At 74.1% G+C, this 26,119-nt stretch carries 18 protein-coding genes; 17 read left to right on the forward strand and 1 reads right to left on the reverse strand.

Features of this window, described 5'->3' with window-relative positions; all coding sequences use genetic code 11:
• The 12 genes from gcvP (at position 1) to AOM06_RS07210 (ending at position 20,276) form a co-directional block, all read left to right on the forward strand.
• Entirely contained in the window at positions 1 to 2,868 is a 2,868-nt protein-coding gene (gene gcvP / locus AOM06_RS07155; protein ID WP_062304067.1) for an aminomethyl-transferring glycine dehydrogenase, read from the forward strand.
• 126 nt (positions 2,869 to 2,994) lie between these two features.
• Positions 2,995 to 4,077 (forward strand): serine/threonine-protein kinase, encoded by a 1,083-nt coding sequence (locus tag AOM06_RS07160; protein WP_062304068.1) that lies wholly within the window; start codon positions 2,995 to 2,997, stop codon positions 4,075 to 4,077.
• Entirely contained in the window at positions 4,074 to 9,983 is a 5,910-nt protein-coding gene (locus AOM06_RS07165; RefSeq protein ID WP_062304069.1) for an Ig-like domain-containing protein, read from the forward strand. Before AOM06_RS07160 ends, AOM06_RS07165 begins: the two co-directional genes overlap by 4 nt.
• Before the next feature lie 52 nt (positions 9,984 to 10,035).
• The gene (locus AOM06_RS07170; protein WP_062304070.1) at positions 10,036 to 10,995 is read left to right on the forward strand and encodes an AAA family ATPase; all 960 of its coding nucleotides are present in this window, start codon (positions 10,036 to 10,038) and stop codon (positions 10,993 to 10,995) included.
• Positions 10,992 to 12,359: a DUF58 domain-containing protein gene (locus tag AOM06_RS07175; RefSeq protein ID WP_062304071.1), complete on the forward strand. Its 1,368-nt coding sequence runs from the start codon at positions 10,992 to 10,994 to the stop codon at positions 12,357 to 12,359. Before AOM06_RS07170 ends, AOM06_RS07175 begins: the two co-directional genes overlap by 4 nt.
• The gene (locus tag AOM06_RS07180; protein ID WP_062304072.1) at positions 12,356 to 14,890 is read left to right on the forward strand and encodes a transglutaminase-like domain-containing protein; all 2,535 of its coding nucleotides are present in this window, start codon (positions 12,356 to 12,358) and stop codon (positions 14,888 to 14,890) included. Before AOM06_RS07175 ends, AOM06_RS07180 begins: the two co-directional genes overlap by 4 nt.
• 25 nt (positions 14,891 to 14,915) lie before the next feature.
• A complete protein-coding gene (locus AOM06_RS07185; RefSeq protein WP_062304073.1) occupies positions 14,916 to 16,760 on the forward strand; it encodes an FHA domain-containing protein in 1,845 nt (614 codons plus the stop codon).
• Entirely contained in the window at positions 16,757 to 17,578 is an 822-nt protein-coding gene (locus tag AOM06_RS07190; protein ID WP_062304074.1) for a PP2C family protein-serine/threonine phosphatase, read from the forward strand. Before AOM06_RS07185 ends, AOM06_RS07190 begins: the two co-directional genes overlap by 4 nt.
• Positions 17,575 to 18,126: a hypothetical protein gene (locus AOM06_RS07195; protein WP_062304075.1), complete on the forward strand. Its 552-nt coding sequence runs from the start codon at positions 17,575 to 17,577 to the stop codon at positions 18,124 to 18,126. Before AOM06_RS07190 ends, AOM06_RS07195 begins: the two co-directional genes overlap by 4 nt.
• A gap of 46 nt (positions 18,127 to 18,172) precedes the next feature.
• A complete protein-coding gene (gene gcvT, locus AOM06_RS07200) occupies positions 18,173 to 19,303 on the forward strand; it encodes a glycine cleavage system aminomethyltransferase GcvT (RefSeq protein WP_062304076.1) in 1,131 nt (376 codons plus the stop codon).
• A 64-nt stretch (positions 19,304 to 19,367) separates the two neighbouring features.
• On the forward strand, positions 19,368 to 19,751 hold the full coding sequence (gene gcvH / locus AOM06_RS07205) for a glycine cleavage system protein GcvH (protein WP_062304077.1): 384 nt from the start codon (positions 19,368 to 19,370) through the stop codon (positions 19,749 to 19,751).
• Positions 19,752 to 19,766: 15 nt separating this feature from the next.
• On the forward strand, positions 19,767 to 20,276 hold the full coding sequence (locus AOM06_RS07210; protein WP_062304078.1) for a (deoxy)nucleoside triphosphate pyrophosphohydrolase: 510 nt from the start codon (positions 19,767 to 19,769) through the stop codon (positions 20,274 to 20,276).
• Between the two features lie 105 nt (positions 20,277 to 20,381).
• Here AOM06_RS07210 and AOM06_RS07215 read toward each other — a convergent pair whose 3' ends face one another.
• The gene (locus AOM06_RS07215) at positions 20,382 to 20,966 is read right to left on the reverse strand and encodes a DNA-3-methyladenine glycosylase I (protein ID WP_062304079.1); all 585 of its coding nucleotides are present in this window, start codon (positions 20,964 to 20,966) and stop codon (positions 20,382 to 20,384) included.
• Positions 20,967 to 21,098: 132 nt separating this feature from the next.
• On the opposite strand from AOM06_RS07215, the gene AOM06_RS07220 reads away from it, so the two are divergent.
• From AOM06_RS07220 to AOM06_RS07240, 5 genes are all read left to right on the forward strand, one after another.
• Positions 21,099 to 21,986, forward strand: coding sequence for a methylenetetrahydrofolate reductase (locus tag AOM06_RS07220; RefSeq protein WP_062304080.1), 888 nt, complete (start codon positions 21,099 to 21,101; stop codon positions 21,984 to 21,986).
• 31 nt (positions 21,987 to 22,017) lie between these two features.
• Complete coding sequence (locus AOM06_RS07225) at positions 22,018 to 22,452, forward strand: OsmC family protein (protein ID WP_062304081.1); 435 nt, start codon at positions 22,018 to 22,020, stop codon at positions 22,450 to 22,452.
• On the forward strand, positions 22,449 to 22,946 hold the full coding sequence (locus AOM06_RS07230) for a GNAT family N-acetyltransferase (RefSeq protein WP_062304082.1): 498 nt from the start codon (positions 22,449 to 22,451) through the stop codon (positions 22,944 to 22,946). The genes AOM06_RS07225 and AOM06_RS07230 overlap by 4 nt, the downstream gene beginning before the upstream one ends.
• Before the next feature lie 186 nt (positions 22,947 to 23,132).
• Positions 23,133 to 25,457 carry a 5-methyltetrahydropteroyltriglutamate--homocysteine S-methyltransferase gene (metE, locus tag AOM06_RS07235; RefSeq protein ID WP_062304083.1) on the forward strand — a complete coding sequence of 775 codons (2,325 nt, stop codon included), beginning with the start codon at positions 23,133 to 23,135 and terminating at the stop codon, positions 25,455 to 25,457.
• 105 nt (positions 25,458 to 25,562) lie between these two features.
• Positions 25,563 to 26,003: an iron chaperone gene (locus AOM06_RS07240; protein ID WP_062304084.1), complete on the forward strand. Its 441-nt coding sequence runs from the start codon at positions 25,563 to 25,565 to the stop codon at positions 26,001 to 26,003.
• Positions 26,004 to 26,119: the final 116 nt, after the last annotated feature.

The raw sequence follows: 26,119 nt of genomic DNA on the forward strand, positions 1-26,119 counted from the left end.
ATGCGCAAGAATGGCCCGGTGACCTCCTTCGCCGACCGCCACATCGGACCCGACGCCCATGCCGTGGAGACCATGCTCGAGGCCGTCGGGCATGCCTCGCTGGACTCCCTCGTGGACGCCGCGGTGCCCGCATCGATCCGCCGCGACGACGTGCTCGTGCTGCCCGAGCCGCGCACCGAGACGGAGGTCCTCGACGATCTCCGCGAGCTCGCGGCGCGCAACCGCGTGCAGGTGTCGATGATCGGCCAGGGTTACCACGACACGATCACGCCCATGGTGATCCAGCGCAATGTGCTCGAGAACCCAGCCTGGTACACGGCCTACACGCCGTACCAGGCGGAGATCTCGCAGGGCCGCCTCGAGGCGATGCTCAACTTCCAGACGATGATCGCGGACCTCACCGCGCTTCCGGTCGCAGGCGCCTCGCTGCTCGACGAGGCCACGGCGGTGTCCGAGGCGATGCTGCTCATGCGTCGCGCGGTCCGCGGCAAGGACGGCGGCCGCATCGTGCTCGATGCCGAGGTCCTGCCGCAGACGCTCGAGGTGGTGCGCGCCCAGGCCGAGGCGATCGGGCTCCCGCTCGACGTTCAGGAGCTGGACGAGGGCTGGGAGGCTCCCGAGGACCTGGTGGGCCTCGTGATCCAGCAGCCCGGCCGCACCGGCGTGGTGCGGGAGATCGCGCCGCTCATCGAGTCGGCGCACGCGGCCGGCGCGCTCGTCACCGTCGCGGCGGACCTGCTGTCGCTGTGCGTGATCAAGGCGCCCGGCGAGCTGGGCGCGGACATCGCGGTCGGCTCCGCCCAGCGCTTCGGCGTGCCCCTGTTCTTCGGCGGCCCGCACGCCGCGTACATCGCGGTCCGCGAGGGCCTCGAGCGCCAGCTGCCCGGGCGACTCGTCGGCGTGAGCGTCGACGCGGACGGCGACCCCGCCTACCGCCTCGCGCTCCAGACCCGCGAGCAGCACATCCGCCGCGACAAGGCGACCTCCAACATCTGCACCGCGCAGGCGCTGCTCGCGGTCATCGCGAGCTTCTACGCCGTCTACCACGGCCCCGAGGGGCTGCGGGAGATCGCGCTGCGCGTCCACACCATGGCGGCGACCCTCGCGGACGCGCTGCGCGCCCGCGGCGTCGCGATCCGCCACGAGCACTTCTTCGACACGGTCGTGATCGAGGTGCCGCGCGGCGCCGACTCGGTGATCGCGCGCATCGCCGCCCGGGGCATCAACGTGCACCGCCTCGACGGCGACGCCGTCGCGATCGCATGCGACGAGAAGACGACGCCCGAGATCCTCACCGCGCTCGTCGAGGCGATCCTCGACCGGCGCGCGAACTGGCCCGTCTACACGGGCCCGTCGGTCACCATCCCCGTGGGGCTGCGCCGCACGTCCGAGTACCTCGAGCACCCGATCTTCCACGCGCACCGATCCGAGACCTCGCTCATGCGCTACATGCGCCGGCTCGCCGACCGCGACCTCGCGCTCGACCGCACGATGATCCCGCTCGGCTCGTGCACGATGAAGCTCAACGCCGCGGTCGAGATGGCCGCCGTGAGCTGGCCCGAGTTCGCCCAGATCCACCCGTTCGCCCCCGCCGACCAGACCGCCGGCTACCGCGAGATGATCGCCCAGCTCGAGGACCAGCTCGCGGAGATCACCGGCTACGCGGCCGTCTCCGTCCAGCCGAACGCCGGGTCGCGTGGCGAGTACGCGGGCCTGCTCGCGATCCGCGGCTACCACCGCTCGCGCGGCGACCTCGACCGCGACGTGTGCCTCATCCCCGCCTCGGCGCACGGCACCAACGCCGCGTCGGCGGTGCTCGCAGGCATGCGCGTCGTGGTGGTCGCGACCGCGGAGGACGGCGAGGTCGACCTCGCGGACCTGCACGCCAAGCTCGCGGCCCACGAGGGCCGCGTGAGCTGCATCATGATCACCTACCCGTCGACCCACGGTGTGTTCGAGGAGCACGTGGGCGAGGTCTGCGCGGCCGTGCACGAGGCCGGCGGTCAGGTCTACATCGACGGCGCCAACCTCAACGCGCTCGTCGGGCTGGCCAAGCCCGGGCGCTTCGGCGGCGACGTCTCGCACCTCAACCTCCACAAGACCTTCTGCATCCCGCACGGCGGCGGCGGTCCCGGCGTGGGCCCCGTCGCGGTGGCCTCGCACCTGGTGCCGTTCCTGCCGCGGTCGCTCGCGCCCGTGCAGTCGCCGGCGGAGCTCCAGCGCGAGGGCGCGGCCGTGTCCGCGGCGCCGTACGGCTCGGCGGGCATCCTGCCGATCTCGTGGGCCTACATCGCGCTCATGGGTCACGAGGGCCTGCGCCGGGCGACGGAGACCGCGGTGCTCGCCGCGAACTACGTGGCCACGCGCCTCGAGCCGCACTACCCGGTGCTGTTCCGTGGCCCCGGGGGCCTGGTCGCGCACGAGTGCATCCTCGACGTGCGCCCGCTCACCAAGGCGACGGGCGTGACCGCGGAGGACATCGCGAAGCGGCTCATCGACTTCGGCATCCACGCGCCGACCATGTCGTTCCCCGTCGCGGGCACGCTCATGGTGGAGCCCACGGAGTCCGAGGACCTCGTGGAGATCGACCGCTTCATCGAGGCCATGATCGTCATCCGCGAGGAGATCGCGGCCGTCGAGCGGGGCGAGATCGCCGCGGCGGACTCGGCGCTGCGCCACGCGCCGCACACGGTCGCGATGGTGGCGTCCGACGCGTGGGATCGCGCGTACCCGCGCGAGCAGGCCGCGTTCCCGGTGCCGTCGCTGCGCGTCGACAAGTACTGGGCGCCGGTGCGACGCATCGACAACGCCCACGGCGACCGGAACCTGGTGTGCGCGTGCCCGCCGCTCGAGGAGTACGAGGGCTGAGCCGCCCGCGGCACGGAGGGGAGCGGACGGCGGGGTGCTGGGCGGTATGCGAGCCTTGCGCCGCTACCCTGGCGTCATGAACCCGTCGCACGCTCGTCGTCGCCCTCGCGCCGGGTCCCGAGGGTCATGACGCGTCCGCCCCTCCAGCCGCCGGTGCTGCCCGGCTACGCGCATGTGCGCCCGCTCGGCCAGGGCGGCTTCGCCGACGTGTTCCTCTACCAGCAGGACATGCCGCGTCGACAGGTGGCGGTCAAGGTGCTGCATGCGAAGATCCGCGACACCGCGGTGCGCGCGCTCGGCGTGGAGGCGGACGTCATGGCGGCGCTGAGCGCGCACCCGTCGATCCTCACGCTGCACGAGGCCTCCGTGTCCGCTGACGGGCGTCCCTACATGGTGGTCGAGTACTGCCCGGGATCGCTCGCGAACCGCTACCGCGCCGAGCGCATCCCCGTCCCCGACGTGCTCGCGGTGGGGATCCAGATCGCCTCCGCGGTCGAGGCGGCCCACCGCATCGGCATGCTCCACCGCGACATCAAGCCGTCCAACATCCTGGTGACGCAGTTCGGGCACCCGGTGCTGTCCGACTTCGGCGTCGCGACCGCGGTGATGGCGGGCGACGCGGACGACGTCGCGATGAGCCCGCCGTGGAGCGCGCCCGAGGTGGTGGACCGCATGAGCTCGGGCACCGTCGCCTCGGACGTGTGGTCGCTCGCCGCGACGGTCTACACGCTGCTCGCGCAGCACAGCCCGTTCGACGAGCCGGACCGGCGCCTCTCCCAGGACGACCTCAAGGCGCGCATCGTGAAGGCCCGCTACCGCAACGTGGGCCGGGAGGACGTCCCCGCCTCGCTCGACGCGGCCCTCGCGGGCGGCATGCGCAAGGATCCGGGCGACCGCTACCGCAGCGCGCTCGCGTTCGGGCAGGCGCTCCAGGCGGTCCAGCGCGAGCTCGACCTCCCGGTGACGCCGCTCGAGGTCCCCACGGAGGCGTGGGCGCACGCCTCACGCGTGACGGTCGACGACGGCCCGCGCGGCCCCAAGCGCTCGCACGTGCCTATCGCGCAGCGGCGCCGTCCCGCGCCGACGACGGGCACGCTCACGCGTCAGCCGCACACGACCCCGCGCACGCTCGTCGCCTGGGTGGTGGGCGCGGCCGCCGCCGCGACGGTCACCACCGTGCTCGTGATGACGCTGGCGGGCGGCGGGTGACCGACCTCGGCCGCGCCACCGCCGCGCGACGCCGCAGGACGATGCGCATCGTCACGGGCGTCGCGCTGGTCGCGGCCGTCGTGGGCGTCGCCGTCGCGCCCGGCTTCGACGAGCGCGAGGCCGATGCGATCGACCCGACGGTCTGGGCGCTCCAGACCGCGTCGGGAGAGCGGTACGCCCGCGTCAACACCGCGCTCGCGGAGGTCGACACGGTCAAGGAGGTCGACGCTCCCAACGACATCCTCCAGTACCGCGACCGCCTGCTCGTCGTGTCCTCCGGGCTCACGCGCGCCGTCGCGCTCGAGGCGAGCCGGCCGCGCGATCTCGATGCCGCGGCCGAGGGCGCGGTCGAGACCCCGGCCGGGACCACCGCCGTGGTGTCCGAGGGCGACGCGGTCGCGTACCTCGCCGCCGATGGCGACGTCCTGGTCGGCCGGATCTCCGACGACACGGTGCTGTCGCCGCGCGAGGTCACGCTCGCGAGCGGCGACGGCCTGCGCGCGGTCGCGGTCGCCGTGACGGCCGACGGCGACCTCGCCGCGTACTCCCCCGCTCACGGCGGCGTGGTGCGCGCGGGGCTCGACGGACGCGTGGACGGCATCGACGCGGTTGTGGGGGCGCCCGAGGACGCGGCCTACCAGGTGTCCTTCGCGGGCGACGACTGGGTGCTGCTCGAGGCGGACTCGGGCGAGCTGTGGCGCGCGTCGGTCGACGGCGCCGTCGCGACCGGGACCGAGGCCGACGCGCGCCTGCAGCACCCGACCGCGTCGGCCGACGTCGCGATCGCCGACGGGTCGGGCCTGGTGGTCGTGCCGGCCGACGGGGGCGCGGCGACGCGGGTCTTCGGCTCGTCCGCGGCCGCGGGCGCGCCCGCGGCACCCGCCGAGCTCGACGGCGTCGCCTACGCGGCGTGGCTGCCCGCCGGAGGAGGCTCCGGGACGCTGTGGAGCTCCGCGGGGCCGACCGTCTCGCTCGACTATGCCGACGGCACGCTCGGCGAGAGGCGCGAGCCCTCGCTGCGCTCGAACGGCTCGCGCATGGTGCTCAACGAGGTGCGCAGCGGCTGGGTGTGGGACGTCCCGTCGGGCACGCTCGTCGCCTCGTCTCAGGACTGGGACCCGGAGGACCCGGCGACCACCACCGAGGACGAGCAGCAGCAGGCGTCCGAGGTGCGCGATCCGCGCCCGCCGGTCGCCGAGGACGATGCGCTCGGCGTGCGGGCGGGGCGGCAGGTCCGGCTCCCGGTGCTGCTCAACGACCACGACCCGAACGGCGACCTGCTCACGGTCGACATCGCGTCGCTCACGCAGCCCGCCGACGACTTCGCGAGCATCGCGATCGGCGACGACGGACAGTCGCTCGTCGCCACGGTCGCGCCGGGCGCGACCGGCAGCGCGACGTTCTCCTACGCGGTCTCGGACGGCTCCGGCCCCGAGGGGATCTCCCCCGCGGCGGAGGTCACCCTCACGGTGTCGGAGTCCGAGGCCGCACCCGAGTGGTGCGGGACGGAGGGGTGCCTCGCGCCATGGCCCGCCCCGCGACTCGAGAGCGGCGGCACCGTCACCGTCGACGTGCTCGAGGCGTGGGTGGACCCGGACGGCGACCCCCTCTACCTCGCCGCCGCCGCATCGTCCGATCCCGACGTCGCGGTCGCCGCGACGCCGGACGGCACCGTGGTGGTGCGCCATGGCGGCGAGGCGAACCTCGTGGAGGTCGAGGTCACGGTCGCGGACTCGCGCGGGATGACGGCGACGCGCACGCTCACGGCGTCCGTGGTGACCTCGCCCCGGCTCAGCGTCGATCCGCTCGCCGTGACCTCGCTGCAGGGCGTGCGCACGCTCATCGACCTCACGGGCCACGTCACCGGCGGCGCGGGGGCGCCCCTGGTGACCGAGGCCAGCGTGGACCCCGCCGACAACGCGACGGTCGAGGTCGCGCCAGACGCCGCGGGCGTGCTGTTCGCGGCCGAGGAGCCCGGGACCTACACCGTGCAGCTCACCGTGGTCGACGGCGCGCTGCAGGCACGCGGCACCGCGCGTGTCACGGTGGTCGCGCCCGAGGAGGAGGCGCTCGCGACGGTGCCGCTCACGGCGTTCGTGCGCCCGCATGAGGACGTCACGGTCGATGTGCTCGACGCGGTCACGAACCCGGGAGGCCGGGTGCTCCTGCTCTCCGACGCCTCGGTCGACGCGACCGACGGCGCGCGCGTGGAGGCGTCGATCGTGGGACACGGCGCGCTGCGCCTGTCGGGCACCACGGGCGACGGCGAGCCGGGGGTGCTGGGCGTCGTGTCCTACACGGTCTCCGACGGCTCGGGCCGTGCCGCCATGACCGTGCGGGGCGAGATCACGGTGATGCTGCTCGACGGCTCGGTGCCGTCCCCACCCCTCGCGGCGGACGATGCGATCACGGTGCGCGCGGGCGGCCAGGTGGACGTGCGGGTGCTGGCGAACGACGTCGCGGGCGCGGGCGCCGTGGTGGCGCTCGACCCCGGCTCGGTGGCCGCGTCCGACGGCGACGGGCTGGCGTTCGCCGCGGGCTCGATCGTGCGCATCCTCGCCCCCGACGCCCCCGGCACCTACCGCATCCCGTACGCCTCGTACGTGCTCGGCTACCCGTCCCAGCGCGACACCGCGACCGTGGTGGTCACGGTGACCGACGGCCTGGACAACGCCGCGCCGACCCCCGAGGACATGGCGGGGCGCGCCTCGTCGGGCGAGGAGGTGCGGCTCGCGTTCGACGGCACCGGGATCGACCCGGACGGCGACGAGGTGCGGCTCGACGCGGTGGTCACGCAGCCCACCAACGGCGCCGCGCGCGTGAGCGCGGACGGCACCGCGCTCGTCTACACGTCGGTCGCGGGCTTCGCGGGCCAGGACGCGTTCGAGTTCCGCGTGGTCGACGCGCGCGGGCGCGCCGCGACGGCGACCGCGCGCATCGGCGTGGTCGCGGTGGAGGCCGATCCCGCGCCCGTCACCTACTCGGACCTGGTCCAGGTGCAGGCGGGCACGGGCCGGCGCGTGGTGGTCCAGCCGCTCGCGAACGACATCGACCTCACCGGCGGCGAGCTCGAGCTGGTGGGCGTGCGGCCGGACGCGGTCGAGGGCACGCGGGAGCACTCGTCCCTCGAGGCGCTCCTGGGCGACGCCGCCGCGCTCGAGGCGTCGTTCGCGGACGGGCTCGTGTCGTTCGAGGTGCCCGAGGACGTGGGGACCTACGCGTTCCTGTACACCGCGCGCAACGCGACGGGCTCGCTGTCCCAGGGGCGCATCGTTCTCAAGGCGGTGCGTGAGCGCGTGGTGGACGTGCCGATCGTCGCGGACACGGTGCTCTCCCTCGAGGACCGCGACACGTTCCCCGAGGGCGTCGACGTGCTCGACGGCACCGTCGCCTGGGCGAGCGGCGACGCCCCCTCGCTCTCGCTGTCGCTGTGGCGCGACGAGCAGGACCTCACGGTCGACGGCTCGACCATCGCGGGCCCCCTGCCGGAAGAGACGCGGATCATCCCGTTCCGCGTCGACGGCGAGGACTTCGCGGGCGAGCCGTCCACGGGCTACGGCTTCCTCAGGGTGCTCGGCGGCCAGGACCTGCGCCTCGCCCTGCGCGAGGACGCGCGCATCCAGGTCGAGGAGGACGGGGAGGCGACGGTCGACGTCATCCCGCTGCTCGCGGCCCCCGTCGGCACCGCGATCGAGGTCGATGCGACGCAGGTCGCGGCGGGCGGTGCGCGCGAGGCCGGCCGCTGCGTGAGCGCGGGCGGCACCGCCGTCCGCTACGAGGCGGGCCGCGGCGCGCCGTACACGGACACGTGCCTCATCGCGGTGCGGCTGGCGGGCCAGGACTCGTGGGCGATCCTGCCGGTGCCGGTCACCGTGGTGCCCACCGACCCGGTCCCCAGCCTCGTGAGCGCGTCGCTCGAGCTCTCCCCGGGCCAGTCCGCACGGTTCGACCTGGGCGACATGGTGCGGTGGCCGGACGGCGCGACCGCGTCGACGGTCGTGGTCGACGCGACCTACTCGGGTCAGCTCTTCCGCGTGACGCGAGACGGCTCCACCCTCGCGATCGCCGCCGAGGACTCCGCGGCGCCGGGCCGCGCGGAGTCCGTCACCGTGTCGCTGCCCGACCACCCGGAGGTCCAGCCGCGGGTGCTGTCGCTCGTGGTGGGGCCGGCGCCGTCCGAGCTGCCCAAGGGCGGATCGGTGGTGCAGCGGTGCTCGCAGGCCCAGGGAGACGGCTGCACCATCACCGTGATCGGCGGGGCGGGCGAGGTGAACCCGCTGCCCGGCACGCCGCTCGAGGTCGTGGACGTCACGGGTGCCGACGACTGCCCCGACGTGACGTTCGCCGTGACGTCCAGCGGCGCCGTGCGCGCGAGCTGGACGGCCGACGCCGCGGGAGGGGTGTGCGACGCGGTCTTCCGCGTCCGCGACGCGCAGGGCCGCGTGAGCAGCGGCGAGCGCGTCGGCACCATCTCGCTCGACCTCCAGGGCTACCCGCGTGCCGCCTCGCGCGTGGTCCAGAGCGACTACGGCGACGGCACCGCGACGCTGGCCGTCACCCCGGGACCAGCCTCCGGCGCCTATCCCGCGCTGCTGGGCTTCGACATCGTCGCGAACGGCACGACCGTCGCGACCTGCACGCCGCAGGGCGCGTGCACCCCCATCACCGGCCTCACCAACGGCGCCAAGGCGACGTACACCGCGCTCGCCGTCAACGCCGTGGGGCGCGCGCGCTCCGGCCCGAGCGTGCAGGCATGGGCGTACGCCGCTCCCGCGCAGCCGCGCCTCGTGTCGTGGCAGCCCTCGGTGACCTCCGGCGACGGCGGCAGGATCGACGTGGTCCTCGATGTCGCGGACGCCTCGACCAGCGCCGTACGGATCGTGGCGGGCGACTCCGAGCAGACCGTCGCCGTCACGGGCGGGCAGCAGCGCCTCGACGGGATCGCGATCGGCTCCAACGCGCCCGTCGCGGTGACGATCGAGCCGCTCACGGGGCTCGACCTGCCCCCGACGGGCGAGCCCGACGCCGCGGGCGAGGCGCTCACCTTCACCGCGAACGGCATCGGCCGTCCCACGATCGCCTCGGCGACCCATGCCTACACCCCGGGCGACGCGGACGCGACGATCACCGCGACCGTCACCACCGGCGGTGCGGGATCGACCACGTGGGTGGGCCACGTCACCGGTGGACGATGCATGGACATGGTCGAGGCGGCCGGCGGCACCGCGACCTTCACCGTCGCCGTCGACGGCAACACCGCGAACACGGTGACCGTGTGCGCCGAGAGCCGGGCGGGTGACCGCACCTTCGGGGAGGCAGCGACCGTGGACGTGGTCTTCGCCGCGTTCCAGGACCCCGGTGCGCCCGTCCTCCAGCGCGGGTACCGCGTCGCGTCGACCTGCGTGGGCACCGGCACCAGCTGCACCACCGCGCTCGCGGGCCTGCCCCAATGGCAGCCCGCGCCCGGCCTCGAGGTCTGGTACCGGGGCTCCGACGGCACCACGTCCCGTACGTTCGCGGACGTCATGGTCGCCGGCCGCGACGTGTCCGTGGTCGCGTACTACTGCGTCGACTTCGGCGGCGGGCAGCGCACGTGCTCGACGCAGACCACGCCCGTCACGCCGGAGTCGGGCGCCTCCTACCGCCCGACCGTGACGTTCGCGGCGTGCGCGGTGGGCACCGCGCCGCGTCCCACGTACGGTGGCACCGCAGGAGACTTCGCGGCGACCGTGTTCATGCTCGACGCCGATGGCGCGGTCACCGACGACGCGACCCTCATGCGCACCGCGCTTGTGACCGTCGGCTTCCAGGGCGATCTCGCGGGCATCGCGGACTGGACCAGCGCCTCCGTGACGTGCACCGGCGCCCCGCCCGAGCCCACCCCCGATCCGACGGTGACGCCATGACGGCGCGCGCCATGCATCGGCCCCGACCGGGCCGTCACGAAAGGAGGCCGCTGTGGCCCTGACCTCCGAGCACACGCAGTGGTTCGAGTCAACGTTCGGCAAGCTGGTCGACAACGTCGAGCGCGCCGTGGTCGGCAAGCGGCACGTGGTCGAGCTGGCCTTCACCGCGATGATCGCGCAGGGGCACCTGCTGCTCGAGGACGTGCCGGGTACCGGCAAGACGTCCCTCGCCCGGGCGATCGCGCAGACCGTCAAGGGGACAAGCACGCGCCTGCAGTTCACGCCGGACCTGCTCCCCGGCGATGTCACGGGCGTGACGGTCTACGACCAGGGCCGCTTCGAGTTCCATCACGGGCCCGTGTTCGCGAACGTGGTGCTCGCCGACGAGATCAACCGCGCCTCGCCCAAGACGCAGTCCGCGCTGCTCGAGGTGATGGAGGAGCGTCAGGTCACGGTGGACGGCGTGACGCGGGAGGTCGGCGAGCCGTTCATGGTGGTCGCGACCCAGAACCCGATCGAGCAGGCCGGCACGTACGCGCTCCCCGAGGCCCAGCTCGACCGCTTCCTCATGCGCACCTCGCTCGGCTACCCGGACCACGCCGCGACGCTGCGGATCCTCGAGCCCAAGCGCCGCGCACGCGTCGTCGTGCCGTCGATCGCCGAGCTCGACACCATCACCACGATGTCCGAGCTGACCCACGACGTCCAGCAGCATGCGCTCATCTCCGACTACATCGCGCGCATCGTCGGCGCGACGCGCAGCGCGACCCAGGTGCGGCTCGGGGCGTCGATGCGCGGCGCGCTCGCGCTCGCGGGCGCGTGCCGCACGTGGGCCCTGGCTCACGGCCGCCACTACGTGGTGCCCGACGACGTCAAGGCGCTCGCGGAGGTGGTGCTCGCGCACCGCCTGATCCTCGATCCCGAGGCGGAGTTCGACGGGGTCACCCAGGGCGCCGTGATCGGGCAGATCCTGCTCGACACCGCGCCGCCCAGCCAGCGGGACCTCGTGTGACCGAACGCCCCGACCTCACCGCGACCCGGACGCGCACCTTCGCGACCGGGACGTACTCGACGCGCACGGAGGTCGCCGACGCGCCGCGTGGACGGGTGGTCGGGGCGCGGCTCACGCTCGATCGTGCGGGGCATGCCGTCGGCGCCGTGGCCGCGGGAGCCTGGCGGACGCTGCGCGGGCTCGTCACCCCCGCGGGGTGGATGGTGGCCGGGTGGACCCTCGCCGGACTGGTGCTGGGGCTGTCCTTCGGATGGGAGGAGGCGTTCGTCGCGGGGATCGCCGGGCTCGTGGCGCTCGCGGTCGCCGTGCCCTTCCTGCTGGGCGAGCTCAGCTACCGCGTGACGTTCGCGCTCGACCGGGACGCCGTGGTCGCGGGCGAGCCGACCGCGGGATCCGTGATCGTGGTGAACGAGGCCCGCCACGCCGCCGCCCCGGGCACGGTCGAGCTTCCCGTCGGCGAGGCGCTGGTCGAGCTGCATGTGCCGCTCCTGCGCGGCGGGGTCGAGTGGGCCGACCGCGTGGTGGTCCCCGCACGCCGGCGCGGCATCGTCGAGGTCGGCCCCGTCTCGTCGGCGCGGACCGATCCGCTGCGCCTCCTGCGCCGCCACCGCGCGTGGGACGAGGTCCAGACGCTCTACGTCCACCCGCGCACGGTCGAGGTCCCCAGCACGTCGCTGGGGTGGGTGCGCGACCTCGAGGGGCAGGCGGTGAGGATCCTCACGAGCGAGGACATCTCCTTCCACGCGGTGCGCGAGTACCAGCGCGGCGACGCCCAGCGGCACATCCACTGGAAGTCGACGGCCAAGACCGGCACGCTCATGGTCCGCCAGTTCGAGGAGACCCGTCGGTCGCTGCTCACGCTCGTGCTCGACGTCGACCTCGGCTCGTACCGCGACGAGGACGAGTTCGAGATGGCCGTGAGCGCCTTCGCCTCGCTCGGCACGCGCGCGATCCGCGACGGCCGCGAGGTGCGTGCCGTCGCGAGCGGAGAGGTGCCCGAGTTCGCGCGCGCCTCGGTGCGGTCGGTGCGCGCGCTCCGCGTCGGCGCGCCGCGCGCGCTGCTCGACGATCTGTCGGGCATCGAGGCGAGCGACGCCGCGATGGACCTCGCGACGGTCACGCGCATGGTCGCCGAGGACGATCCGGGCACGTCGCTCGCGGTGCTGGTGACCGGCTCGTCGCTGGGCCACGAGAGGCTCCGCACCGCGGCGCTGCGTTTCCCCGCCGACGTCTCGGTCGGCGCGATCGTGTGCGCGCCCGCGGCGGAGCCGCGCACGCACGCGCTGGGCGCCCTGCAGCTCGTGAGCCTCGGCGTGCTCGACGACCTCCGCCACCTGCTCTCGCGAGGGGCGGCGCGCGCGTGAGCCGGGGCGAGAGCACCCGCCGCCCCGCGGTCGCCGTCGAGGTGGCCGTCGGCGCATCGGCCTACGCCGCCGCGATGGGGGCGGCCATCACGTTCACGCTGCGTCCCGTCTTCGTCGCCTCGGACGGCGCGCCCGCGCGGTACGGCATCGTCATGCTCGTCGGGCTCGGGGTGGGGCTCGTCGCCGCCCTGGCGGCCGTGCTCGCTCGGCGCGGACCCGTGCTCGCGATCGTCCTCGCCACGGTCGGCTACCTCGCCGCGGCCGTGCTGATCGCGATCCCGGGCGCGCTCCGCACCCCGCAGTCCTTCGTGCGTGCCGCGATCGAGGCGGTCCGCGCACCCGTGACCGGGTGGAAGGACATCGTCACGCTGCCCGTGCCGATCGGGCAGTACGGGGCGACCCTCGCCGTGCCGCTCGTGCTCGTGATCGCGACGGTGACGGGCATCGTCTGGGCCGGCACGCGTGCGCGGTGGTGGGGCCTCGGCGCGGCGGTGGGAGGCGCCGGCTTCGCCGTCGCGGTGCTGCTCGGTCCGGCCGCGCGCACCGACTTCGACCTGCTTCCCGGCGCCGCCGCGGGCCTCAGCCGCGAGATCCTCATCGGGCTGTGCGCGTGGGGTGCGACGCTCGCGTGGATGTGGTGGCGCATGGCCCAGCAGCGCCGCGCCGCGCTGCGCGCCGCCGGCGGCGGCGTCCGCGGCGAGCGGGCGCCGTTCCGCGCGCTCGGACGGCTCGGGCTGGGCGCGGGCGTGCTGGTCGCGGCCGTGCTGGTCGCGGTCGTGGTCGCGGTGCCGGTGGCGCAGTCGCAGCCGCGCGACGTCGCACGCACCACCGTCACGCCGCGGCTCGTGGTCGACAGCTCGGTGTCGCCGCTCACCACCTACCGCGCATCGTTCAGCGATGCGCTCTTCGACGCCCCGCTCTTCACCGTCAGCGACGTCTCCGGGGACCTCGAGCGCATCCGCATCGCGACGCTGCCGTTCTTCGACGGCAGCGCCTTCACGGCGGTGGCCCCCGACGGCTTCACCCCGCTGCGCTTCCAGCGCGTGCCGTCCAGCCTGCCGCTGGAGGGGGACGATGCCGTGTCCGTCACCGTCGCGGTCGAGGGCCTCGAGGGGCCCTGGGCGCCCATCCCCGGTGCGCTCGGCGAGGCGCGCTTCAGCGGTCCCCGCTCGGGCTCGCTCGCCGACTCGTTCTACTACGCGCCCGAGGCGTCGGCCGCGGTCATCGCCCTCGACGGCGGCGTCGCCGCGGGCGACACCCTCACCGTGACCGCGTCCGCCCCGACCGCCACCGCGCTCGCCGACGCCGGGGCGTCGCCCGGAGGTGCGGGCATCCCGCGCGACCTCATCCCGGCCTCGCTCAGCGAATGGGTCGAGGAGCAGGGCGTGACGCGCGATGGCCGCGGCCTCGCCACGCTCGTCGAGCGGCTGCGTGCCCGGGGCTACCTCAGCCATGCGCTCGCGGCGGACACGACGCCGCTGTGGGCGGCGAGCCTGGGCGACTACGCCTTCGAGCCGTCAGCATCGGGACACTCCTACGACCGCATCGACCGCCTGTTCGCCGCGCTGCTGGAGCGCGAGGCCGAGGCGGGTCCGGACGCGTCCGACGCGGCGCTGGTCGCCGCGGTCGGCGACGACGAGCAGTTCTCCGTGGCGGTCGCGCTCATGGCCGCCGAGCTGGGCTTCCCCGCACGGGTGGTGGTCGGGGTGAGGATCGTCGACACGGATGCGCAGGGCTGGACGCCCGAGGCGTGCACCGACGTATGCCGCGGGCGCCACCTCAGCGCGTGGACCGAGGTGCGGTCGGGCTCGGGCGAGTGGATCGCGGTCGACGTCACCCCGCAGCACACCGAGCCCGTGCGGCCCACCGTCGCGACCGAGGCCGACCCCGAGCTGCCCACCGACACGGACCCCGACCGCGCCGAGCCGATCGACGCCGTGGCGGCGCTCAAGGGCCGCAGCGCGGGCGACGACGTGGCGCCGGCCGTCGAGCACTCGCCCTCGTGGTTCACGGGCACCGTGCGCACGGTCGCGCTGCTCGCCCTCATCGTGGTGCTGCTGCTCGGACCTCTGCTCGGCGTGCTCGCCGCCAAGGCGCTCCGTCGGCGCAGGCGCCGACGTGCGGCGCCGACGGCGGCGGCGCAGGGCGGCTGGGACGAGTACGTGGACCTCGGCATCGACGCGGGGCTCCCGCCGATGCCGCTCGCGACGCGCGCCGAGGTGGCCGCCGCCTACGGAACCGTGAACGGCGGCGCGATCGCCACCGTCGCCGACCGCGCGACATTCACCGTCGAGGGGGTCGAATCGGACGATGCGGACCTTGTCTGGGAGCTCCTGGCGCGCGACCGCGCGGAGCTACGGGCGCGTCAGGGGGCGTGGCGTAGGCTCGGCTCGCGCCTGTCGACCCGCTCGCTCCTGGGGCGCGGCTCGGTGGTGAGGGACGAGCAGCACCGCGAGCGGGATCATGGCGACGAGCGATGGCGGACCGTGCCGCCACGCGGAGCTTCCTCATCGACGAGGAGACGCCGATGACACGGGCGAGGGAAGGAGCGCGAGGATGACCGAACGGGTCGCCATGGACGTGACGGGCGAGGTGGTCACCATCGGACTCGAGCCCGCCCTCCTCGCCGGTGGGCTCATCGGCGCGTTCGTGATCGCGATCGTCTGGATGGGCGTCGCGCTCGGCGCGGTGTACTCGAAGGTGGGCGCGCGAGGCAGCCTCGCCTGGATCCCGGTGGTGCGCTACGCGGTGCTGGCGCACCTGACCCAGTCGTCCGTCGCAGGCACCGTGATCGCGCGCATCGTCGCCGGGCTCGGCTCCCTCACCTGGATCCTGGGCCTCACGGTCGTCGACAGCTCGACCGTGGCGCTCGCGGGGCTCGGCACCGCGTCCGTGGCGGGGATCGTGGCCTGGGCGATGTGGATCGTCCAGACCCACCGCTTCGGTCTCGACCACGCGCTCTCCCCCTCGCTGCCCGTGCTGGCCGCGATCGCGCCCGGCATCTGGGCCGCCGTGGTGGGCTGGGGATCGAGCCTTCCGCAGGCCGCGCCCGTGGCGCCGGCCGCCGCGCCCGCATCGTCCACGCCTCCCGCCGCGCCTCCCGCGGTGGCGCCGCCCGTCGCGCCCGTGCCGCCGCCGTTCCCCGCGGCCATGCCCACCGCGCCCCCCGCCGACGAGCCGGCCGAGCCGGACCCCGCGAGCCAGCAGGCGATCTGGGGAGGTACGCCGGCCGCGGTCCTGTGGGCGCGCGCGCCCGAGCCCGCCGCGAACGTCGACGACATGTACCCCGTCGAGCCGTTCACCGGCACGGACGGGTATCCGCGTCTCAACGCCCAGGAGCGGACCGGGCCCTCGGCGCTGCCGCCGGCGGGGCCGTCCCTCCCGCCCGCGCCCGCGCCCGCGGCCCTCGCCCCGTGGGAGCACCCGGCGCCGAGCACGCAGCCGGTGGAGCAGGCCCCGGCGCCGGAGCCCGATCCCGACGCCACCGCGGAGCCCGTGGCGCGCGTGTCTCCGTTCGCGTCGCTCGCGCCGGAGGTCCTGGCGCGCTCCGCGGAGGAGCGTGCGTGGGACCAGTCGGCGCCCGAGGAGGTCGCGCCCGAGGCTCCCGCGCCGGAGCCCGAGGCCGCGCCCGCGCCGGTCGCCCCCGCGTTCCTTGCGGCGCCCGCTCCGGAACCGACCGAGCCGGAGCCCGAGGTGGAGCCCGCGCCAGAGCCGGAGCCGGAACCCGAGCCGCCCGCGGTGCCCCCCGCGCCGTACATCGAGGCCACGCCCACCCTTCCCATCAGCCCGTACCTGCGGGGAGGGGCCGCGGCGCCGCCGGAGGCGCCCGCCGCCGTCCCGAGCTTCGAGATGCCGGTGGTCCCCCCGCTCGCAGCGCCGCCGGCGGCCGAGCCCGACACCGAGCCCGTCGAGCCCCCGCACGCGGCATCTGCTCCCGCGCCGGCGACCGAGCCCGGCCCGGGCCTCGTCCCCCCGCCCCCGGTCGCGCCCGAGGCGCCGATCGCGGCGATGCCGATCCCGCTCGACGACCACCCCGACGACCGCACGCAGGTCTCGGCCCGCCAGCGCGAGGCCTGGGAGCTCGTGACGTCGGAGGGCGGCGTCTACGGATTCGACGCGTCCGCGGTGCTCCTGGGCCGCAGCGGCGGGCTTCCCCCGACCGACGGCACCCGCCGCCTCGACCTGGCGGACTCGACGCGGACGGTCTCGAAGTCCCACGCGCGCCTCACGCTGCAGCGCGGCGTGTGGTGGGTCGAGGACCTCGGCTCGACCAACGGCACCTACGTGGTCGACGCCGCGGGTCACGAGTCGCAGGCGCCCGAGGGCGTGCCGACCGAGGTGACCGGGCGCCTGATCCTCGGCGACGTCGAGGTCGAGATCCGACGCCGGGGCGGGGCATGACCGCGGGCGGCGCGCCCGAGGTGCTCGGCGGAGGCGCGACCGCCGTGGGCGGACGTGCCCGCAACGAGGACGCGTACCTCGCGGAGGCGCCCGTGTTCGTGGTGGCGGACGGCATGGGCGGCCACGTCGCCGGGGCCGAGGCCGCGGGGGCGGCCATCGCCGCGTTCCACCCGTTGGCGGGCGCCGTCGCCGTGACGCCGTCCGATGTCGAGCGCGCGCATCTCGAGTCGCGCCGGCTGGTGGCGCGGGTGCAGGCGGAGGTCGGCGCGGCGTCCGGGACCACCCTCACGGGCGCGGTCGCGGTCATGCATGACGGCAGCCCGTGGTGGATGGTCGTCAACGTGGGCGACTCGCGCACCTACGCTCTCGACGGCGGCACGCTGCGGCAGGTGAGCGTGGACCACTCGCACGTGCAGGAGCTGGTCGACGAGGGCTACATCACCCCCGACGAGGCGCTCGTGCACCCGGACCGGAACCTGCTGACCCGCGCCATCGGCGACGACATCCCCGAGATGGACGCGTGGCTCGTGCCCCAGGTCGCGGGCCGACGCCTCATCGTCGCGAGCGACGGCCTCATGAAGGAGGTCGAGGACCGCGAGATCGGCGAGCTGGCCGCGCTGATCGGAGATCCGACCGAGGCCGCCGCGGCCCTGGTCGAGCTCGCGGTGGGCCGCGGGGCGCGCGACAACGTCACCGTCGTGGTGGCCGATGCGGTGTCCACCACGGCGCCGGACGCCGATCCCGCGCCGTGGCCGGCGTGGGGCGTCGAGGCGCACGAGGACACGACGCCGAGCGCGCGCCGACGAGGAGGGTCATGACGGGCGACGAGACGCATGTGTCCGCGCGCCGCGCCGCACGCGACGCGGAGGCCGCGCGCCAGGCGGACGCCCTCGCGCCCACGGACGCGGACGGCGAGACGCGCCTGTCCCGCCGGCGCCTCGCCGAGAGCGCGACGCAGCCCGCGACGCAGCCCAGCACCGAGCCCATGGACATCAGCGACACCGTGGCGCCCCGCCGCCGCCCGCGGAGCCGCGCCGAGGATCAGGTCCTGCGCCCGCCGGCGGACCTCGCCTCGCCCGAGGAGGACCGCGACGCCACGAGGTCGGCCGCCTTCGGGGGGCCTCCGCAGCACTACTACCCGCGCATCCGCCATACGCAGTCCGCGACGGGCGCTGGGGTGTGGCCGCAGCCGCCGCGCCTCGACGCGCCCCCGACCGAGCATCAGCCGCAGGTGCTGGACGCCGCGGGCCGGGCCGAGCGCACCGAGGAGCGGCTGGTCTCGCGGCGACGCCGGACGCTCGCGCTCGTCGCGGGCTCCGTGGTGGCCGTCGCCGCCGCCGTCGCCGTGGCGCTCACGCTCCTGTAGCGCGCGGCAGCCGGTCGCGCATCGTCCCGCCACTACGCTGAGACGCATGTCCGCCGCCATCCTGCGCTCGCCTCTCCATGACCAGCACGTCGCGCTCGGCGCGACGCTCGTGCCCTTCGCCGGCTGGGAGATGCCGGTCCGCTACAGCGGCGACATCGCCGAGCACACCGCGGTGCGCACGGGTGCGGGGCTGTTCGACCTCTCCCACATGGGAGAGATCTCCATCCGCGGCGCCGAGGCCGCCGCGTTCCTCGACTACGCGCTCGTGGGGCGGCTGTCCGCTCTCGCGCTCGCCGGCGCGAAGTACACGATGCTCTGCACGCCCGCGGGCGGTGTGATCGACGATCTCATCGTCTACCGCCGCGACCACGACCACTTCGTGATCGTCGCCAACGCCTCGAACAAGGACGTGGTGGTGCAGGAGCTCGACGCGCGTGTCGACGGCTTCGACGCGAGCGTCGAGGAAATCTCCGCGGAGATCGCGCTCATCGCGGTCCAGGGTCCGCTGGCCGAGGGCATCGTGGCGCGCATGTGCGCCCGTGGTGACGACGACATCCGCGCGATGCGCTACTACTCCGCGGCGAACGTCATGCTCGAGGGCGACGTCCACGCGTTCGTCGCGCGGACCGGGTACACCGGCGAGGACGGCTTCGAGCTGTTCGTGGGCGCCGACGAGGCCGCCGCCGTCTGGGAGCTCGCGCTCGCGACCGGAGCCGCGGACGGCATCGTGCCGTGCGGCCTGTCGTCGCGCGACACGCTGCGGCTCGAGGCCGGAATGCCGCTGTACGGGCAGGAGCTCACGCGCGAGACGACGCCGTTCGACGCGGGCCTGGGACGCATCGTCGTGTTCGGGACGGCCGCCAAGCCGCGCGGGGACTTCGTGGGCCGGGAGGCGCTGCTCAAGGCCAAGGTCGAGGGGCCGTCGCGCGTCCTCGTGGGGCTCGTCGGCGACGGCCGCCGCGCCGCTCGCGCGGGCTACCCCGTGCTGGACGACGCGGGGGAGGCGGTCGGCGAGGTCACCTCGGGCGCGCCGTCGCCGACGCTCGGCCGTCCGATCGCGATGGCCTACGTGCCCGCCTCGCTCGCGGAGCCCGGCACGAGGGTCGGCATCGACGTGCGCGGCAGGCGCGAGGACATGACCGTGGCGGCGCTACCGTTCTACTCGCGGGCCTCGTAGGCTCATCCCAGGACGGGCCCCCGCGTCCTCAGATCTTCATAGACCCGACCCGAGAGGGGTTGTCATGTCGAACGTTCCCGACGAGCTCGCGTACTCCGCTGAGCACGAGTGGGTGGCCGGTGAGCCCGATGCGGGTGCGGAGGTCACGGTGGGCATCACCGAGCACGCCGCGGCCGCGCTGGGCGACATCGTCTACGTCGAGGCGCCCCGCGTGGGCGACACCGTCATCGCGGGCGAGGTCTGCGGCGAGCTCGAGTCGACCAAGGCCGTGAGCGAGCTCTACTCGCCGGTCTCCGGCACCGTCACGGCGGTGAACGAGGGCCTCGAGAGCGCCCCCGAGACCATCAACTCGGACGCGTACGGCGAGGGGTGGATCTTCAAGGTCGAGATGACCGAGACCGCGACCGACCTGCTCGACGCCGAGGCGTACGCGGCGACGATCGCGTAGCCGGCGGGCCGACGCATGGGAGTCAACACGCGCCTCGTGGTCGCTGCGGCGATCACGGACTCGCTCGACGCCCCGCGGAGGCTGCTCGCTGCGCGTCGCAGCGCCCCGTCCGCGCTCGCGGGCCTGTGGGAGTTCGCGGGCGGCAAGGTCGAGCGCGGCGAGACCGCCGAGGCCGCGCTCAGGCGCGAGATCCGCGAGGAGCTCGGCGTGGAGATCGAGATCGGCGAGGAGCTCGTGGGTCCCGACGACGGCACCGGCGTCGAGGCCTCGTGCGACTGCCCGGTGTGGATGCTGCGCCCCGGCGATGCCGACGTGGACCGCCTGGTGATGCGCGTGTGGTGGGCACGGATCCTGCCCGGCGCGGACGGCGCGCCCGTCGAGCCGCGTCCGCTCGAGGACCACGACGAGCTGCGCTGGCTCGAGCCCGGCGCGTGGCGCGACGTCCCGTGGCTGCCGGCCGACAAGCGCATCGTCGAGGCGCTCCTCACGGACGCCGTCGAGCGTCACCGCCGCGCGTACTGCTGAGGTTCGCGCACGCTGCGCGCCGCGCCTTCGCGCATCAACTCGGACATATCCACATCAAGTGGATACAAATGTGGACAACGTGCCATTTCCGACGATGCAGAGGCCCTAGCCGCGCGCCGCGACGCACCCCGCGATGTGGTCGTCGACCAGGCCGCACGCCTGCATCGCCGCGTACATCGTCGTGGGTCCCACGAACACGAATCCTGCCTTCTTGAGCGCTTTCGCGAGCGCCGCGGACTCGGGTGTCGAGGCCGGCACGTCCGTCCAGCTGCCAGGGGCGACGCTCCTCGGTTCGGGCGCGAACGACCAGAAGAGCGCGTCCAGGGAGGTGCCGGCCTCGCTCAGCGCGACCGTCGCGCGTGCATTGACGATCGCGGACTCGATCTTGCGCCGGTTGCGCACGATCCGCGCATCGTCCATGAGCCGTGCGACGTCGGCCTCCGTGAAGGCCGCGACGGCGGCGGGGTCGAAGCCCTCGAACACCTCGCGGTACCCGTCGCGCTTGCGCAGGATGGTGATCCAGGCCAGCCCGGACTGCGCCCCCTCGAGCACGATGCGCTCGAGCAGCGCCGCGTCCCCGTGGACCGGGACGCCCCACTCCTCGTCGTGGTAGCGCTCGTACAGCGGGTCCCCTGCGCCGAAGCAGCGGAGCGCCGCCGCCTCCTGCGTGCCGTTCGTCTCGGTGGTCATGGGTCCAGTCTGGCGTGACGATGAGACAGCCACTCCCCCTATTTGTGGCACTTGTGGACAGTTTTGTCCCAGGAAGATCCGGGGACATCGGGTGTGGAGCCGGACCAATGTCCCGGGTATCGTGAGCGCGCCATGACGATCCGTGACCTCCTCGCCCTGCAGCGGCCGACGCTCTCGTACGAGCTGTTCCCGCCGCGCTCGCCCGCCGCTGAGTCGACCCTCGAGGAGACGATGCGCATGCTGGCGGCGACGCGCCCGGACTTCATGTCGATCACGTACGGCGCCTCGGGCTCCACGCGCGGCACCTCGCGCGGCGTGGTCCACCGCCTCGCGGTCGAGCACACCGTGCCGCCCCTCGCGCACCTCACGTGCGTCGACCAGTCGCGGGCCGAGCTGATCGAGGTGATCGAGGCGTACCTCGAGGACGGCGTCCTCGACTTCCTCGCGCTGCGGGGCGACCCTCCGCAGGGGCAGGCCGACTGGCGCCCGCACCCCGACGGGCTGCTCTACGCGTCGCAGCTGGTCGAGCTGCTGCGCGAGGTCGCGCACGCGCACGGGATCACGGATCTCAGCGTCGGGGTGACGGCCTTCCCGGCGCAGCATGCGGTGGAGCGCTACCGGCAGCTCGGCCTCGACGTGCTGCGTGCCAAGCGCGACGCGGGCGCCGACTTCGCCATCACCCAGGTGTTCTACGAGGTCGACCAGTACGTCGCGCTGGTCGAGGACGCGCGCGCCCAGGGCATCGGGCTGCCGATCATCCCCGAGGTGATGCCGCTCGTGAGCGAGCGTCGTGCCGTCCGCGCGGAGGAGCTCACGGGCGTCGAGACGCCGGCGGACCTGTTCGCCGCGCTCGAGGCGGCGCCCGACGAGGACGCGGCCCGCGCCGCAGGCGTGCGCCATGCGGCGCAGCTCTCGCGCGACCTGCTCGACGCCGGCGCGCCCGGCATCCACATCATCACCTTCAACCAGCATCGCGCGGCGCTCGAGCTCGTCGACGCGATGGGCCTGGTGCGCGACTGAGCACCCTCCGGGCGTGTGCGACCATCTCTGCATGACCCGCAGCTCATCGCCCCGCACCGTGTCCCTGTCCCGTGAGTCCGAGGGCGTGTACCTCGCCACCAACGCGAAGGGCGACACGCTGCGCTTCGGACGGGGCGAGGGGCTGCTGTCGCCCGTGGAGCTCATGCTCGCGGCCATCGCCGGCTGCTCGTCGATCGACGTCGACGTCATGACGTCGCGTCGCGCCGAGCCCGAGCGCTTCGACGTCACCGCGTCCGCGGAGTACGTCACCGAGGACGGCGCCAACATCCTCGAGGACATCCGGGTGCTGTTCGACCTCGCCTTCCCCGCGACGGAGGAGGGCGACGCCGCGCGCAAGCGCATCGGCGCCGCGCTGCGGTCCTCGCACGAGAAGTCCTGCACCGTCTCGCGCACCGTCGAGGCCGGCGTCCCCGTCGCCCTCGAGCAGGTCCCCGGCGCGGAGTGACGCCCGGGCCTGCGGAGCCATCCGTCGAGATCGACCTCGACGCAGGCCCGCTCGCCGCCGACGATGCGATGGCGGTCCTGCATCGCGCCTTCGACGAGTACACCGCGAAGGGCGAGACCGCCGGCGTCATGCTCGAGACTCCCGACACGCTGCGCGAGGAGCTCGCGGCCGGGACGGGCCTTGCCGTCGCGCGCCTCGACGGGCGCATCGTCGCGGTCGCCAAGCACCATGCGACCGAGGACGGGTTCCGGTACTTCGGGCGCCTCGGGGTCGATCCGGCCGCGCGCGGCCGGGGCCTCGCGGGCGCCCTCGTGAGGGCGCTGCGGGACGATGCGCGCGTCGCCGGGCTGGCGGGGCTCACCTGCACGGTCCGTGCGGTCGAGGAGGGCAACATCGCGCTGTACCGGCGGCTCGGCATGGAGGTCGTCGGCTGTGGCGAGCGCGTGAGCCGCACGGGCGCGACCATCCCTGTGGTCGAGATGCGCGACGCCTGAGCGGTCCGCCGCTGGTGGACACCTGCCCGACAAGTGTCCACCAAGTGGGACGCGTATTCCAGAATTTGGACACACCCCCTAGCGAACGCCGCCAACCCGCGCTAGTCTGTCCGCGCAACTCGGCGCGAACCGCGTCGACCAAGCGCAATGGCGAGCCCGCCGCGCACCAAGCCTCTATGAGGAACCATGACTGAGCAGAACTCCGTCCGTGTCCCTGCGCCCGCCTTCCCGGGCGGCACCATCCTGGGCTACCCGCGCATCGGCCGCATGCGCGAGCTGAAGAAGGCGCTCGAGTCCTTCTGGAAGGGCGCGACGAGCGCCTCCGAGCTCGAGGCCGCCGCCAAGGACCTGCGCCTCGCGACCCTCGCGCACCTCGCCGAGCTGGGCCTGGGCAAGGACGACGCGTCCATCCCGAGCAACTTCTCGTTCTACGACCACGTCCTCGATGCCGCGGTGACCCTGGGCGCCGTGCCCACGCGCTTCGCCGACCTGCGGGCCGAGGACGGCGGCGTCGACCTCGCCGGCTACTCGACCATCGCCCGCGGCGTGGGCGACAAGGCCCCCCTCGAGATGACCAAGTGGTTCGACTCGAACTACCACTACCTGGTTCCCGAGATCGGCCCCGAGACGGTCTTCGCGCTCTCCAGCACCCGGTGGGTCGACCAGTTCCTCGAGGCCAAGGAGGCGGGCTACCTGACGCGTCCCGTCATCACCGGCCCGCTGACGTTCCTCTACCTCGCGAAGGCGAGCGACGAGGCGCCCGAGGGCTTCCGCCCGATCGAGCGGCTCGCGGACGTGCTCGAGGTCTACGGCAACCTCCTCGAGGCCTTCAAGGCCGCCGGCGCGCCGTGGGTCCAGATCGACGAGCCGATCCTGGTCGCCGACATCGACGCCCCGCGCGACGAGGTCCTCGCCAACGCCGCGACGGTCTACGGCTCGCTCGCGACGCTCGCGAACCGCCCTGCGCTGTTCGTCGCCGCGCCGTACAACTCGCTCGACGACGCCCTCCCGGTCCTCAAGGACTCCGGTGTCGAGGCGATCGGCCTGGACCTGGTCCGTGGCGCTGTGCCGTCGGGCACCGACCTCGCGGGCGTGACCGTGGTCGCCGGTGTGGTCGACGGCCACAACATCTGGCGCACGGACCTCGACGCGGCCCTGCGCAAGGCCGCGGAGATCGAGGCGTTGGGCGCGACGGTGACGGTGTCCAGCTCGACGTCGCTGTTCCACGTGCCCCACACCCTCGAGGGTGAGGAGCACCTGGGCGCCGAGCTGCTCTCCTGGCTCGCCTTCGCCGACCAGAAGGTCGCCGAGGTCGCCACGCTTGCGACGGCCCGCGCCGAGGGCGAGGAGGCGGTGGCCGATGCGTTCGCCGCGACCCGCGCCGCGCTCGCCTCGCGCAAGGCGCACCCGGGCACCAACAAGGCCGACGTCCGCGCGGCGCTCGCGGCCGTGACGCCCGGCGACCTCGACCGCCCCGCGTACTCGGTGCGCGCCGCGGCCCAGGACGCGCGCTTCGCGCTTCCCGAGCTCGCGACCACCACCATCGGCTCGTTCCCGCAGACGCAGGACATCCGCAAGGCGCGTGCCGCGTGGGCCAAGGGGCAGATCGACGATGCGGCGTACGAGGAGGCCATGAAGGTCGAGATCGCGCGCGTCGTGAAGCTTCAGGAGGACCTGGGGCTGGACGTCCTGGTGCACGGCGAGGCCGAGCGCAACGACATGGTCCAGTACTTCGCCGAGCTGCTCGACGGCTTCGACGTCACGGTCAACGGCTGGGTGCAGTCGTACGGCTCGCGCTGCACGCGACCCTCGATCCTGTGGGGCGATGTCACGCGTCCCGCGCCGATGACCGTCGCCTGGACCGCCTATGCGCAGTCGCTCACCGACAAGCCCATGAAGGGCATGCTCACGGGCCCGGTCACCATCCTCGCGTGGTCGTTCGTGCGCGACGACCAGCCGCTCGGCGTGACCGCCAACCAGGTCGCGCTCGCGCTGCGGGACGAGATCCGCGACCTCGAGGCGGCGGGCATCGGCATCATCCAGGTCGACGAGCCCGCGCTGCGCGAGCTCCTGCCGCTCAAGAAGAAGGACCAGGCGGCGTACCTCGAGTGGTCGGTGAACTCCTTCCGTCTTGCCACCGCGGGGGCGCAGGACGACACGCAGCTGCACACCCACCTGTGCTACTCGGAGTTCGGCGAGATCATCGACGCGATCGACGGCCTCAACGCCGACGTCACCTCGATCGAGGCGGCGCGCTCGCGCATGGAGGTGCTCCCGGCGATCCAGCAGCACGGCTACGAGCGCCAGATCGGTCCGGGCGTCTGGGACATCCACTCGCCGCGCGTGCCCTCGACCGAGGAGATCACCGAGCTGCTCGCGCTGGCCAAGGACTCGATCCCGGGCAAGCAGCTGTGGGTCAACCCGGACTGCGGCCTCAAGACCCGTGCGTACGCGGAGACCACCGCGTCGCTCGAGCACATGATGGCGGCGACGGCGGCCGTGCGCGGCTGACCCTGCGCCGTACCCGGCGGCCCGGTCTCCTCATGGGGGCCGGGCCGTCGGTCTGTTCGCGGGCACCTGTTCCCCGGCGTGCCCAGGAGTGGCACCATCGGACTCATGAGCGATGACGAGCAGGGCTTCTCCGCGGAGGAGCGCGCCGCGATGAAGGAGACGGCGGCCGAGCGCCGCGCCCAGGCGAAGCGCGCGAAGGCGGCCGACAAGGAGGCCGCGGATCTCCAGGACGTCCTCGACAGGATCGCGGAGATGCCCGACGATGACCGCGCCCTCGCCGAGCGTGTCCACGCGATCGTGGGACGGGTGGCGCCCGGCCTCGCGGCACGCACCTGGTACGGCATGCCGGCGTACACCAAGGAGGGCAAGGTGGTGTGCTTCTTCAAGCCCGCGGGCAAGTTCAAGTCGCGCTACGCCACGCTGGGCTTCGAGGACGCCGCCGCTCTCGACGAAGGAGCGATGTGGACCACCTCGCTCGCGATCCTGGCGATCGGCGACGCGGAGGAAGAGAGGATCGCGGAGCTCATCGCCCGCGCCGCCTCCTGAGGGTCCTCGACCCTGGCGCTCGCGCGCCGTGGTTGGCCACCGGCGGCTTCGGCGCGCGCTCGGGTGGTTCGCTCCGTGGTGCTGGCACCTTTCCTGCACGAAGGGCAGGGCCGACG

It is taken from the genome of Demequina subtropica, assembly GCF_000971235.1.
Lineage (GTDB): Bacteria > Actinomycetota > Actinomycetes > Actinomycetales > Demequinaceae > Demequina > Demequina subtropica.

Excerpts from the sequence above, each read along its gene's own strand:
- gcvP (WP_062304067.1), top strand. The coding sequence starts at position 1 with ATGCGCAAGAATGGCCCGGTGACCTCCTTCGCCGACCGCCACATCGGA.
- AOM06_RS07160 (WP_062304068.1), top strand. The coding sequence starts at position 2,995 with ATGACGCGTCCGCCCCTCCAGCCGCCGGTGCTGCCCGGCTACGCGCAT.
- AOM06_RS07185 (WP_062304073.1), top strand. The coding sequence starts at position 14,916 with ATGACCGAACGGGTCGCCATGGACGTGACGGGCGAGGTGGTCACCATC.
- AOM06_RS07190 (WP_062304074.1), top strand. The coding sequence starts at position 16,757 with ATGACCGCGGGCGGCGCGCCCGAGGTGCTCGGCGGAGGCGCGACCGCC.
- AOM06_RS07195 (WP_062304075.1), top strand. The coding sequence starts at position 17,575 with ATGACGGGCGACGAGACGCATGTGTCCGCGCGCCGCGCCGCACGCGAC.
- gcvT (WP_062304076.1), top strand. The coding sequence starts at position 18,173 with ATGTCCGCCGCCATCCTGCGCTCGCCTCTCCATGACCAGCACGTCGCG.
- gcvH (WP_062304077.1), top strand. The coding sequence starts at position 19,368 with ATGTCGAACGTTCCCGACGAGCTCGCGTACTCCGCTGAGCACGAGTGG.
- AOM06_RS07210 (WP_062304078.1), top strand. The coding sequence starts at position 19,767 with ATGGGAGTCAACACGCGCCTCGTGGTCGCTGCGGCGATCACGGACTCG.
- AOM06_RS07215 (WP_062304079.1), bottom strand. The coding sequence starts at position 20,966 with ATGACCACCGAGACGAACGGCACGCAGGAGGCGGCGGCGCTCCGCTGC.
- AOM06_RS07220 (WP_062304080.1), top strand. The coding sequence starts at position 21,099 with ATGACGATCCGTGACCTCCTCGCCCTGCAGCGGCCGACGCTCTCGTAC.
- AOM06_RS07225 (WP_062304081.1), top strand. The coding sequence starts at position 22,018 with ATGACCCGCAGCTCATCGCCCCGCACCGTGTCCCTGTCCCGTGAGTCC.
- metE (WP_062304083.1), top strand. The coding sequence starts at position 23,133 with ATGACTGAGCAGAACTCCGTCCGTGTCCCTGCGCCCGCCTTCCCGGGC.
- AOM06_RS07240 (WP_062304084.1), top strand. The coding sequence starts at position 25,563 with ATGAGCGATGACGAGCAGGGCTTCTCCGCGGAGGAGCGCGCCGCGATG.